Origin of the sequence: Lactonifactor longoviformis DSM 17459, from assembly GCF_900129135.1 — a bacterium.
In the GTDB taxonomy this organism is placed as follows: Bacteria; Bacillota; Clostridia; order Lachnospirales; family Lachnospiraceae; genus Lactonifactor; species Lactonifactor longoviformis.
The window spans coordinates 34,278-47,447 of the sequence record NZ_FQVI01000005.1; the positions used below are offsets into that span (position 1 = coordinate 34,278).

A 13,170-nucleotide genomic window follows, 5' to 3' on the forward strand; every position below is an offset into this window, starting at 1 on the left:
CGAATTCAGATGGGAGATAGAACATGAATATAAAAATAAATCAAAAAAATTACTCTGTGGCAGAGCTTAGCTTTAAAGATATGGTGCATATGGAGGATATGGGGTTTTCTGTCATTGAGATGTTCCAGAAGGCAAAGGTATTCTCTCTGGCAGTTGCATTTGTAGGTGTCTGTGCAAACTGCAGCCGTGAGGAAGCGGAGCATCTTTGTGAGCAGCACGTTCTTGGCGGTGGTAAAATTGAGGATATTTATGAAGCTTTTAATAAGGCGGTAGAAGATTCGGGTTTTTTCAAAAAACTCCTCGGAGTGAACGGGGACAAGAAATAGAAGAAGGAATCCCGGATGCAGGAGAAGCTTTCAAAGTTAGTGAGAAAGTGTTCAGCTATAGAGATACCATATATGATGTGTGGCTGCCTGCGGCATTAAGGTTCGGCATACCGTATGGGGATTTTTGGAGCATGAACCCAAGAATCATTATGATATACCAAGAGGAATATATCCGAAGAGAGAAAAAAGAGGCAGACATGCTGGATTACGCAGCCTGGCTCAACGGCCTATATATTGTAAATGCCATACAGGCAGCTCTATTTCCCAAAAAAGCTAAGTATGCGCGGCATGCATTTTCTCTGAAGGAGGAAGGGGAAACCATGTCGCCGGAAGATAAATTTAAAGAATGGATTGCAGCGTTTAATAAAAAGTTTGATAAAGCATAGAAAATTTTAGAGTGCCAAGAGTACCATGAAAGTGTGGTGATTATATGGCACAAGATAATTTAGATTTACAGCTGAATATTCAGACCGGAAAGATTAATGCCCAGCTTGTACAGCTAGAGGTAAATTTGAACAAAATATTAACCGTCATGCGGGCAATGAATCAGGAACAAGTCAAGGGACTGGAAAAAGGGGTAAAGTCTTTAGCAAAAAGCACGGACAGTGCGCAGTCAGGATTTGGCAAGATAGGAGAAAGCATAAAAAAGGTCACGTCTCTTTATGAATCAATGGCAAACAGTGTCAAGAGTGCTTCAGATACGGTAGGCCAAATAAAATCTATGTATGCTGATTTTGACAAGGTAAAGGAAAAGATAGAGAGCCTGGCAACAAGTGAAGCTTTAACAAGTATGTTTGGAGAAGGGGGAACCTTTGCGCAAATGGGTGCGGCAATCACGAAGCCTTTTACAGGTCTTGCTGCTTCCATAAGCGGTCCGGTGGCACTCGTGGTAGGTGCATTGGCTCTGATTGCTCTTGGCATTGCAGACCTGTGGGCTACGTCCGCAACCTTCCGGGACGGTATGACGGGGGCCTGGGAGTTGATTTCAGGTGCTGTACAGGGGGCCTGGTCAATGATATGGGAAATGGGACTGCAGCCATTGATACAGAACTTACAGGAACTTGGTATGACCCTCTATAGTTTTTATGAATCCAGCGGACTGAAATCACTTTTTGAAATGGTGGTAACAGGGATCACGTGGATTGCAGGCATTTTAGGCTCTACCCTGATTGTGATGGTGTCGGGTGCTTTTACAATAATTCTTGAGGTAATCAGCGGTATTATAGGCTGGGTTACCACTTTGGTAGAGAATATTACCTGGTTTTTCAACAATTGGGATGTGGTATGGGCCGGTATTGTGGATATTGCGACACGGTGTAAGGATGCAGTTCTTGCTGTTTGGACTATGATTGTGCAGAAGCTGCAGGCGGTTTCAGCATATATAAGCAGTATATTTAATGCCGATTGGTCAAAGAATTTTGGCTTTTTAGGCGAGATTTTAAATGTATTTTTTCAAGGAGTGCAGGGGGCTATAGATGGAATAAAACGTGTACTCCAAGGTATTATACAGTTTGTTCAGGGGGTATTTACCGGGAACTGGTCTAAGGCTTGGAATGGAATTAAAGAGATCTTCGGAGGAATATGGGACAGCTTATCTTCTATTGTAAAAACTCCGATTAACGCAGTGATTACCTGCTTAAACAAACTGCTGGACGGAGTGGAGAATGTAGTAAATAGGATTGCAGATGCGTTGAGTATTCATCTGGACCTGCCAGATGCAATTGAAGAGGTTACAGGATGGAGTTCATTTGGGATATCATTACCTCATATTAGCATTCCTTCAATTCCTCATTTGGCGGGAGGCGGTATAATTCCTAATATGGGGCAAGCCTTTATTGCCAGAGAAAGAGGACCAGAACTGGTAGGCACGTTTGGCAGAAAGTCAGCGGTTGTGAATAACAGCCAGATTATAGAATCAATAAGTGCCGGAGTTAAGGAGGCTGTTATTGAGGCTATGATGGTTTCTAAAGGTACAGCATACGGCGGTACACCTGTGGTAGAAGTAACACTTATGGCGGATTCAGAAACTCTATATCGAACAGTCCAGAAGGGCAAAGAAAAATATGGAAGAAGGTACAGTGTAGTTGCGGAAATGTAACGAGTCGAAAGGGAGGACAATGGTGAAGTTATGGCAATGCTTTATGTAAATGGTGAGCAGATAAAAACTCCTTCTACGTTGGAGTGGGGACTTCAGGATATCCTTGGAGGAGATTCCGGCAGAACGCAGGATGCAGTAATGCACAATAATAGAATCAGTCAAAAAAGGAAGTTGTCCCTTAGTTGGAACAATCCGACAAAGGAAGAGGCTTCTGCTATTTTAAAAAGCTTTAATTCCGAATACGTAGAGATTAAATATCCGGATGCTATGAGCGGTGCGGAGGAGACGAGGACATTTTACGTGGGAGATCGGTCTGCACCTATGAAGACATGGACAGTAAATCAAAGGAGATACTCTTCCATATCCTTTGAACTAAATGAAAGATGAGGCAGGTGATACAGATGCTTTTAATTAAATTGGGGTGGAAGTTATGAATAATGTATCAAATGAGTTCCGGCGGCAATTAAGTACGGATAATAGAAATTATCAGTTATATGTCAAAATTGTCCTTTCAGATGGCAGGGAACTGCATATTGAGAATAAGGATATATGGGAGAATGGATTTAAAATTGAAGATGCGGTTTCCGGAGATTCTTGTTTTGATATTGGAGCTGCAATTATTAATAAGTTCTCCCTTACACTGAATAATATAGACGAAAATTTTTCGAAGTATAATTTTAATGGAGCCGTTGTGACTGCGCTGGTAGGGTTATCGTTTCATGGGAAAACAGAAAAAATACAAAAGGGAATTTATACCGTTGACGAAACCAGCTATGATGGAGCGGTCATAAAATTGGAATGTTTGGACAATCTGTGTAAATTTGAGAAATCATACCGTACAAGTACTTTACAGTATCCGGCAACCATTGGAGAAATTGTCCGGGATGCCTGTGAGTGCTGCGGAACACCGCTGTTAAGCACAGTTTTTGATGGGAGTACGGAAACGGTTAGGGAACGTCCGGATGATGAGGCTCTTACTTTCTTACAGGTAATCTCCTGGTGTGCCCAGAGGTGCTGTAAGTTTGCCAGGTGTGACGAATATGGACGCCTTGTTATAGGCTGGTATAATACGGAAGCGTTTGCTGATATGGGACTGATTGACGGCGGGAGATTTGATAAAGGCGCAGTGCTTCCTGAGCTGTTTCCTTATTTGAATACAACAACTGGTATGTCTTGTTTAAGAGATAATGTTAAACAAGATGATGGAACAGATACGATTGCAGGTGTGTCATGGTTCAAATTCAATGGTAAAACATGCGAGACATTATATGTATCGGGGAACCATTGGATAGGATTGAGCAGCTCAGCAGAGGAGTTAAAGGTATGTCGCAGGGATGGGGCTATGTACTATCTGTATCGGCAGGAAGGGGCGGTATCGGGCAGGCGTTTTCTCAAAATACGTTGGGAAGGATACACAGCTTATAATAAAACAGAAGAACAATATGCTTTAAAGTTTGAGCTTTTTCTTTTGGAGCCGGGGATTTTATATCTAAATGTTCTTCAAACGCCGACTAATAAAAGTTATTTGGGAACAAGCTCGCTGGTGTGCGGGGACTCCACGATAAATCTCAGCGTAGCGGATGGGACTGGGAGCGGATCCGGAATAATTTTAGTTTCGGATTCAGACGGAAGGAACTGGGAGAAGGCAGAGCCGGGTAAACTGCCGGTAACGTATTTTACTGGGGACTTTGCAGATGGCGGAGATTTTAACCATTACGATGCTGGTCACACGCATGATGCCGGTGTATTTGAGAACATGGAAACTTTTCATCATATTTTTGCGGTTTCATCATTGAACATTAGTACCGATAATGTTGCTGTTACTGGCATTAAAGTTACGGCAGGGGAAAATGAACAGGAGAAAAGTTTCCTATATGGAAGCGAAGGGTATGTATTATCTGTTAGTGAAAATAAATTAATACATGCGGATGAAGTTATGTCTGTGGCGGAATTTATCGGAAGCAGGGCAGTTGGACTGTGCTTCAGACCTTTTAGCTGTTCTTGCCTGAGCGATCCTACGATGGAAGCTGGGGATCTATGCTTCATTACGGATGGAAAACAGAATTCTTATAAAAGTTTTATAACCCGGCATATATTTCAACCGGGAGGATACCAGAGTGTTCAATGCAGTGCAGAGACACCTTCCAGAAATCAGGCAGATTCCTATTCAGATATGACAAAAGCGATTGTAGAAGCCAAGAAAAATACACAGAACCAAATTTCCAATTATAACATCGCAGTTCAAATGCTTACGTCATTGATGACACAGGCCTTTGGAGTCTATAAGACAGAAGAGATACAAGACGATGGTTCGATCATTTACTATATGCATAATAAACCAACGTTGGAGGAGTCACAGACTATCTGGAAAATGACGGCAAATGCTTTTGCGGTTTCTACCGATGGAGGGAAAAACTGGAACGCCGGAATGGACAGTTCGGGTAACGCAGTGGTTAATGTCTTATCAGCTATCGGCATTACTGCTGACTGGATTAGAGCAGGGGAAATGTCGGCAGATAGAATAAAAGGAGGCACATTAACTTTAGGGGGCAGCGGCAATCAAGGGGGCGTGCTAAAAGTACAGGATGCCTCGGGAAGTCAGGTTGGTATATGGGATAAAGATGGAATCAATGTAAAGAAGGGGACTTTTTCAGGCTCACTGGATGCAGCCACAGGCACATTCAGGGGTGCATTGAATGCGGCAACAGGTACATTTAAAGGTTCTCTGAGTGCTGCGACCGGGACATTTTCAGGAATGCTGAGTGCTGCGACCGGGACATTCACAGGGAAAATAATGTCTGACAATGGATGGCATTGGGTGCAGATTGACAATGGATATATGCAAGGCGGGGAATCTAATAGAGATTTTACGGGTTATGTGGCGTTTAACACAATTGCTGCCAGTACAGGTACTTATGGGACTCGTATTGCAGGAAAAGGAATCCTGGCTCTGCTTAGCCGTGATATTGGGGTGGCGTCCTATGCCAGCATTAATTCCGATGTTACGGTAACTACGGGAGAAAGTGGCAGCATATTCGTTGCCACTGATCTTGAAATTGAGGCCCTGGACGATGGAGGGGTTTCTTGGTCATATACAAACAGAACTTTGACCTTTGAAAAGGGGTTAATGGTTACGGCAATTTAAAAAAGGAGATAGTATGACATTATATAAGGCAAGAAAAGATAATATTGAGTTTTATATACAGCCAGAAATGATAGAGGCGTATGCTGCCATGGGCTATGTGGTAATTAAACTGGATGAAAGGATTCTGACAGATGAAGAAATGAAGTCGGAAATAACATTGGGAGAGAGAAACATAGGAAGTGCAGGTGGAAGGAATGAATGAAATTGATGTTACCTTATCAGTGGTAATAGATAACACTACGTCTGAATGTGAACAAGTGATACAGGAGCTGATGGAGAAACACAGACTGGCTCCTGATACCATGGAGCTTATATTAGAACGAGTATTAGCAAATATCAGAGCAGTTAAATGCAGACTATATGCTTCGGCTATTATTTCAAAACAAAGCTGTAAAGAAGAAAAGGTGGAGAAGATTGGAACAGTAGAGGAGATGTGTAAGGATTTGCAGGAAAAAGGGATTCATACAACAGTAAAGAGTTTGGAGGCAGGTGATCATTAATGGCAATTCAAAATCGTAGAGGCGATTATGCAAGGTTTGACCCTCAGAAGCTTCTCCCTGGTGAGTGGGCAATTGTCTTAACTGGTGACAGTAATGCGGCGGATGGCATGGCGTGCTATATGTGTTTTTCGCCCGGGGTAGTAAAGCGGATGGCAACCTATCAGGATATGGTTGAAAATATGGGAAAACTCAGTGCAGATGTGGTGAAACAGGTGATGGAAGAGTTCGCGGCAGCTATGACTGCTGCCACAGCAGCAGCAAATACGGCGGCTTCAGAGGCATCTACGGCGGCCGGAACAGCGTCTCAGGAGGCGGCAAATGCGGCAAGTCAGGCGTCAGCCGCGAACACGGCGGCAACTGGGGCCAATGCTGCCATACAGAGAATAAATAATAAGCTTGAAGAAATGGAAACAGCAGGCCCGGTGCTGCAGTCTGAAAAGGGCAGAGCAAATGGGGTGGCAGCCCTTGACAGTTCAGCAAAGGTACCTGCAGCACAGATACCGGGGACGATAAATGCGGCAACAGCAGCAAAATTAACGGCGGCAAAGACAATTGACGGAATAGACTTTGACGGCTCGGCAAATATTAATCATTTTTGCATCTGCTCAACAGCCTCTGCAACAGCTGCTAAGACGGCATCTCTTTCAGGGTTTAAGTTAAGTACCGGGGCAAGAGCAATGGTTAAATTTACCTATGGATGTACAGCTGCAAACCCCACATTAAACATTAACGGTACCGGAGCAAAGGCTATTTATTACAAGGGTGCAGCAGTCCCGGCCGGGTATATATCACCAAATATGTTTGTGGAAATGATGTATGATGGTACGCAGTATTGTATAACAGGGGATATTCAACATGTAAATGCTCCGCTTACCGGTTTCGTAAAAGGAAGTCAGACAGGAGATGTTGCGGCTGCAGATACATATACAAGCGCATTTTCTAAGATACTAAACGCTATTTCGGGTAAAGTAGACGTGGAACTGGTTTCCGCTAACGGCGGGAAATGCTGGAAGTTTTCTAACGGCCTGGCGATTGCAGTTATGTGGAAAAATGTATCTTTTACTACAAGCATAGCGTGGACAAATTCTAGCTTATATTATGCAGTAATTAATGGTCTGGGAAACATGCCTATCACATTTAAAGATATTCAGTATAGAAATATTACTTTAGACTCTACAGGAGCATATTGGCTGTGCTGGAATGATGGGGGTATGAATGCATGGGCCGGCAGTGTATATCCCATTAGTCCGAACAAACAGACGACTGCTGCGTCCGGTACGTTCCGTTGTATTTGTATTGGCACCTGGAAATAATATAAACATCTAATGGCTATATGATATGCTAAAAGGGGCTGCTTTCATCGTTTGTTTCAAGACGAAAAGCTGGTCCCTTTTATTGAATCTGACATATTTGGAAGATAGTCAATTGATAAAAAGGACATGAAGGGAGGTGCAGAATGAAAGTAATTGATTCGTATAATGCGGTTGCCGGAGCAGCAGCAGCCGTTTTAGTAAGGGTTTTTGGTGAACATTGGATTCTTTTTGCGGCATTTTTATTACTAAACATAGCCGATTGGATTACTGGATGGATGAAGAGCCGGATCGCACACAAAGAAAACTCCATTTCCGGATGGAAAGGGGTACTTAAAAAACTAGGATATTGGCTGATGATACTGGTTGCTTTTGTCGCCAGTGCAGTGTTTATAGAAGTGGGCAGCATTTTACAAATAAATCTGCATGTTACTACGTTGCTTGGATGGTTTGTATTGGCGTCACTATTGGTAAACGAGATTCGGTCTATATGTGAGAATTTTATAGAAGCAGGTTATAAAGTGCCTATGATTTTACAGAATGGTTTGGAGGTAGCAGATCAGGCTGTCAATAAAGAGAAAGAAAATGTGGCCTCGGAGGATAAAAAATGATAGTAAGAGGAGTAGATGTTAGTTATCATCAGGGAGCCGTTGACTGGAAAAAGGTCAAGGCTTCCGGTATACGCTTTGCAATGCTGAGGGCGGGGTTTGGAAAGAATAATATTGATAAGCAATTTTGCGCGAATGCAAAGGGGTGTCAAAACGCAGGGATCCCCTTTGGAGCGTATTGGTTCAGTTATGCATACACTGCTGATATGGCAAGGCGGGAAGCCCAGTATTGTATACAGGCATTGAGGCCGTATGAGATAAAGTACCCTGTGAGTTTTGACCTAGAATATGACACCGTCAGCTATGCCCGGAAACATGGGGTAACAATTACCAGAACGCTGGCTACCGATATGGCAGTGGCGTTTTGCGAAGAAGTAGAACGAATGGGCTATATGGGAATGAACTATGCGAATCTGGATTATATGCGTACGATGTTTTTTAATGTCCCCTATGATCTCTGGTTTGCCAGATATTCTGCTGAACCCGGCCGAAACGATATGGCTATATGGCAGTATTCAAGTGCCGGCGCAGTGCCGGGTATCAAAGGGCGGGTGGATATGAATTATTGTTACAAAGATTTTATTGGCGGTGAATCTGTATCAATGAAAAGTATCATACAAAATGGTGACATTGGCCGGCAGGTTGGTCAGATACAGGAAATTTTAAAGAAACAAGGCTGGACAGACGGAGACGGGAGATCCCTGCAGATAGATGATGCTTTTGGAGAATGCACAAAGCAAGCACTCATCAAGGCGCAGAACTATTATGAAATAGCAGCAGACGGTATTTGGGGACCAGAGTGTGACAGCATAATTCCGCAGCATTGGATCTACAGGCTGCAATTTGCAGTAGGTGCTGGTTTGGATGGAATCCCAGGACCCGAAACATTATCTCATACTCCCACAATTTCCCGATTTATTAACCAAACACACAAGGCGGTGCGCATGGTTCAGGAACGGCTCAGTGCCTTGGGATTTCCAATGGGAAATGTAGACGGCATTGCCGGTCCCAAATTTGAATTGGGGGTTAAACAATATCAGAAACAGAAGGTTGGCCTGAAACTGCCTGATGGAGAATTGACCGGAGGGAAAAACACATGGAGATTCTTGTTGGGGCTATAGGTAAAAAAATATATGTATAAGAAGCAGACGGGGTTCAATCGTATTGACAGTATTGTTGTGAGTTGGGCAATTAATGAGCAGATTTATTCATCTTTCGGTCACAGAAATGCTTTACGTGTGACTTGCGTGTGACAATTTCCGGCTATAATACAATCAGATAGTGAATCATTCTAAACATGTTTTTAGATTTTAATATAAAGGAGCTGGAATATGAAGAAGAAAATAGCGCTCATAATTACGGCAGCAATCATGATGGTTGCGACTATTATAGGGGGGACGATGGCTGCTATACAAGCAACTACATCAACAGACAGAGAGATTTCAACCTCGAATCTGGATGTTAAATTGCTTCAAGAGGATGTGGATCCTGACAAAAAAGCAGAGATAATTCCAAATGGTCTTAGTTATGTAGGGCTTCCCGGAGACAAAGTAAAGGAAAATGTGTATGCACAGAACGTGGGAAGTAAGGATATGTACTTGAGAATTACTATTTATAAGGCGTGGTTTGATGCCGATGGAAATAAAGTGTTTGATCTGGGGGATAAGGTTTCTTCGGAAGAATCATTATATTCTGCGAAAGAAATAGAGATTACCAAAGGGTCAGCCGATGATTGGTTTTTTGTAGAGGATCAGGAATATGGGGAATATATCTACTGCTATTATAAAAAAGTACTTGAACCCGGAGCTGAAACCTCTAAAGTGATGACGGAGTTTAGCATATTAACTGGAGGTTCTGGTACTACTGATGCAACTAAAAATAGTAATCATTATTCTGGTCTTTCTTCTCAAATTACATTTGATGTAGATGCTATACAGACGACTGCTGGTGATGATGCAATACTTGCAGAATGGGGCATGGAAGCGACAATTGATGCAAATGGCAATATAACGAAAATAGAAGAGCAGTAAGGAGGACGAATATGATTAAAAAGAATGTTTTTTCAGTTGTTCTGGCAGCTCTATTGGTCCTCGGAACAGCAACCACTGCTATGGCAGCAGATGAGGTTATAACTTTTACAGGGGATGCAGCAAAATTTGTAACGGAACAAGAGGCAGGAACGGGAGAAGGTTTTACAAATATGGAGCCTGCGGAAACCAGAACTCAAACAATAACTTTAAAGAATGATGATTATCAGCAGATGAAATTTTATCTGAGGACAGAACTACTGTCTAATATAGCTGACGAAGGTAAGAACAGGAAGCAGGCAATTTATACAGTTGATCTTTCAAAGGATGGGGAAAACTTTTTTGCGGCTGTAATTGGCAGTGAGCAAAACGCATCTCTCGGAAAAGAATTCCTGGTGTCTGAACCGGGCAGTGAGCAGGATAATAATATATTGCTTGCCTCGCTGAAAAAAGGCGAAAGTGTAGATGTGGAAATCGCAATTACACTGGATGGGGATTCCACAGGCAACGATTATCAGGAAAAAGATGGCCAGATTCAGCTTATTGTCAGTGTGGAAAAAGATGAAGGTACCCCTGGTAAAATAAGAAAGACCGTTACGAATACCAAAACAGTTACTGGAGCAGGAAAGACAATAACAAAGGTTGTCAAGACCGGAGATGAATTTCCGGTGGAAGCCTTGCTCGTTTTAGCAGGGCTCAGTCTTGTATGTATAGTTCTGGCTGCAGCAAAACGGAAAAAGAAAGTTGAGGAATAGATTATGATGAGGACAGTGAATAAACTGAAAAACAGAATAAAGTTATTGCTTTCAGTTAGCGTGCTCGCTGTGATGGTTTGCTCTGCTGTTCCTGTTTATGCTGAAGGCAGAACTTATGATGTGGTATTTAAGGCGGGTTCCCATGGGACACTTGAAACAAGTGATGAAAAAGGTTTATCAAGTATAACGTTCAAGCAGGCATATGGAGAGTTCACTAAGGCTGGTGACGTTGGAATTAAGGAAGAAGACGGTTATTATTTTACGGAGTGGAGCCCTGAAGTGGAGGATACCGTGACAAAGAGAACGGTATATGTAGCTCAGTATGCAAGGCTGGTTGATTCTGTAATGTATAAAGTGAATTATGTAGATGCTGAGGGTTCCTCGGTAGCAGCGCCCAAATTTCAGGAGTGTAATGTGGGAGATTCAAGGACGGAAAGGGCTGTGACAGTTACTGGATATACTGCCGATGAAAATGTAAAAACTGCTGTTATTAGCAGCGGTAACGTAGAAATTACATTTACATACACGGCAAATGGTCCGGAAGTTGAGACTGTGACAGAGACAAATACAGTTACAGTACCAGGGCCTACCACAACAAATGTAGTAACCCAAACCGGTACACCTGGTACTACCACGACTCCGGGGGCCGCCGCAACACCTGGCACCACCACAGCACCTGAGGCCACAACCCCTGAAACAACTGCTCCAACGGAAGAACCGGGAACAACGACAATTCCGGACGAAGAGGTTCCTCTGGCAGAGAATCCTGGGGGCGGAGAAGATAATGAGGATCAGGATACCACAACCATCGAAGACGAAGAAGTGCCCTTGGCTGATAAAGAATTAAAGAAAGATAATTCCAAATGGATCTATTCTGCAATCGCTGGGGGAGGCGTCCTTGTCTTAGGTGCAGCTGCTTTGATTCTGGCGCGGCGCAGAAAGATGTAAAAGTAAAGTTAGCTTTGCGAAAAAAGTTTATCAACAGGGTCTGGTATCTGATTCCGGACCTTGTTTTTGCGTAAATTTATACACTTCGTATATCCAAAACTGCATAAAATGTACCGAAAACTGCCTGAGCGGACTGGAAAACCGCCAGGGTTTTTGTTATACTGTAATACAGAACGAAGACGATAAGAATTTGCGCACAGTGAAGCAGGGTCAGATGGGGAATAAAAAGATGGATGATAACTACATATTAAAAGTTCATATGTTTGGTGAGTTTCTGGTCAGCGGAAGGGAAGGCAGGCTGGATGATGATAAGATTCGATCTGAGATGATGACAAAGCTTTTGGCTTATATTTTCTGCCACCGGCGTAAAAAGGTGACTGTCATGGAATTGGCAGAGGCACTTTGGCATGATGATAAAAGTGACAATCCTGCAGGCGCATTAAAGAACTTGATGTACCGTGTACGAAATATAATGAAAAAGGAATGGGGAGAGCTGGATTTTATACTGACAGGAAGAGGAACCTACAGCTGGAACCCTGAGGTTCCGGTATGGATCGACACAGAGGAATTTGAACGTCTCTGCAGACGGGCCAATGCCGGGGGAAGCTGCGGGGAAAAGATTGATGGTCTGCTTCAGGCAGTTAAACTTTACCGGGGGCCGTTTCTTCCTAAACTCAGCGGAGAATACTGGGCGGCATCTCTTTCTACCTATTATCACTCTATGTATCTTACGTCGGTGAAGGCCCTTGCCGCTCTTTTGGAGGAAAACGGCCGCTATGAGGAGATGGGAACGGTCTGCCAAAAGGCAATCCTGCTTGACGGGCTGGACGAAGAGCTGCACTGTTGTTTTATAAAGGCGTTAATCGGTCAGAACAAGCAGAATCTTGCCCTGGAACATTATCAGAAAGCAGTAGATATGCTGTATGATAACCTGGGGGTCAGGCCTTCCAGAGAACTCCGGGAGGTCTATGAGGAATTATTAAAGCAGAAACATTCACAGGAACTTGATTTGGGCAATATCCAGGATGAATTAAAGTCTGAGGATGACGGCAGCGGAGCATTTCTATGCGAGTACGGCGTATTTAAAAAGTCGTATCATCTGGAGCAGCGCAGAGCCAGCAGGCTGGGACTTCCTGTGTACATCTCTCTGATTACAGTTTATCCGTCTATCGATGTACAGGAAGACAGTGAGGCGTATCTGAAACTGATCAACAACGGGATGGGGGTAATGGAAACGGTACTTATATCCTCCCTCAGGACAGGGGATGTCATATCTAGATACAGCGGCAATCAGTTTATTGTAATGCTTCCCAACTGCCAGTATGATGCCTCCCAAATGATTATGAAGCGGATACAGGATAATTTTTATACCAGAGATAAGAAACTTAAAGTAAAGATTCAGTACAGTGTAGATGAGATTGAATTAAACAGAAATCGGATTGAGCGATAAAGC

Annotated in this window: 14 protein-coding genes; all 14 read left to right on the forward strand. The window is 43.1% G+C overall.

From position 1 onward, the window contains the following. The first annotated feature begins 23 nt into the window (after positions 1 to 23). The 14 genes from BUA56_RS06825 to BUA56_RS06890 all read left to right on the forward strand — a co-directional run bounded on the left by BUA56_RS06825 (position 24) and on the right by BUA56_RS06890 (position 13,167). Entirely contained in the window at positions 24 to 326 is a 303-nt protein-coding gene (locus tag BUA56_RS06825; RefSeq protein ID WP_072850237.1) for a hypothetical protein, read from the forward strand. Positions 327 to 373: 47 nt separating this feature from the next. Beyond that, positions 374 to 712, forward strand: a complete 339-nt coding sequence (locus tag BUA56_RS06830) for a hypothetical protein (RefSeq protein WP_072850238.1) — start codon at positions 374 to 376, stop codon at positions 710 to 712. Positions 713 to 756: 44 nt separating this feature from the next. Then, entirely contained in the window at positions 757 to 2,424 is a 1,668-nt protein-coding gene (locus BUA56_RS06835) for a phage tail protein (RefSeq protein WP_072850240.1), read from the forward strand. A 30-nt stretch (positions 2,425 to 2,454) separates the two neighbouring features. Continuing rightward, entirely contained in the window at positions 2,455 to 2,811 is a 357-nt protein-coding gene (locus BUA56_RS06840) for a DUF6711 family protein (protein WP_072850242.1), read from the forward strand. A gap of 43 nt (positions 2,812 to 2,854) precedes the next feature. Then, entirely contained in the window at positions 2,855 to 5,569 is a 2,715-nt protein-coding gene (locus BUA56_RS06845) for a hypothetical protein (RefSeq protein WP_072850244.1), read from the forward strand. A 13-nt stretch (positions 5,570 to 5,582) separates the two neighbouring features. Then, a complete protein-coding gene (locus tag BUA56_RS06850) occupies positions 5,583 to 5,771 on the forward strand; it encodes a hypothetical protein (protein ID WP_072850247.1) in 189 nt (62 codons plus the stop codon). Then, complete coding sequence (locus tag BUA56_RS06855; protein WP_072850249.1) at positions 5,764 to 6,069, forward strand: hypothetical protein; 306 nt, start codon at positions 5,764 to 5,766, stop codon at positions 6,067 to 6,069. Before BUA56_RS06850 ends, BUA56_RS06855 begins: the two co-directional genes overlap by 8 nt. Continuing rightward, complete coding sequence (locus tag BUA56_RS06860) at positions 6,069 to 7,382, forward strand: hypothetical protein (RefSeq protein ID WP_072850252.1); 1,314 nt, start codon at positions 6,069 to 6,071, stop codon at positions 7,380 to 7,382. The genes BUA56_RS06855 and BUA56_RS06860 overlap by 1 nt, the downstream gene beginning before the upstream one ends. Before the next feature lie 143 nt (positions 7,383 to 7,525). Next, complete coding sequence (locus tag BUA56_RS06865; protein ID WP_072850254.1) at positions 7,526 to 7,990, forward strand: phage holin family protein; 465 nt, start codon at positions 7,526 to 7,528, stop codon at positions 7,988 to 7,990. Continuing rightward, a complete protein-coding gene (locus BUA56_RS06870; protein ID WP_072850256.1) occupies positions 7,987 to 9,108 on the forward strand; it encodes a GH25 family lysozyme in 1,122 nt (373 codons plus the stop codon). The genes BUA56_RS06865 and BUA56_RS06870 overlap by 4 nt, the downstream gene beginning before the upstream one ends. Positions 9,109 to 9,318: 210 nt before the next feature. Next, complete coding sequence (locus BUA56_RS06875; protein ID WP_072850258.1) at positions 9,319 to 10,017, forward strand: hypothetical protein; 699 nt, start codon at positions 9,319 to 9,321, stop codon at positions 10,015 to 10,017. An 11-nt stretch (positions 10,018 to 10,028) separates the two neighbouring features. After that, positions 10,029 to 10,769: a hypothetical protein gene (locus BUA56_RS06880; RefSeq protein WP_072850260.1), complete on the forward strand. Its 741-nt coding sequence runs from the start codon at positions 10,029 to 10,031 to the stop codon at positions 10,767 to 10,769. Between the two features lie 15 nt (positions 10,770 to 10,784). Beyond that, a complete protein-coding gene (locus BUA56_RS06885; RefSeq protein WP_207650916.1) occupies positions 10,785 to 11,717 on the forward strand; it encodes a MucBP domain-containing protein in 933 nt (310 codons plus the stop codon). 214 nt (positions 11,718 to 11,931) lie between these two features. Beyond that, positions 11,932 to 13,167 carry an AfsR/SARP family transcriptional regulator gene (locus BUA56_RS06890; protein ID WP_072850264.1) on the forward strand — a complete coding sequence of 412 codons (1,236 nt, stop codon included), beginning with the start codon at positions 11,932 to 11,934 and terminating at the stop codon, positions 13,165 to 13,167. Positions 13,168 to 13,170: the final 3 nt, after the last annotated feature.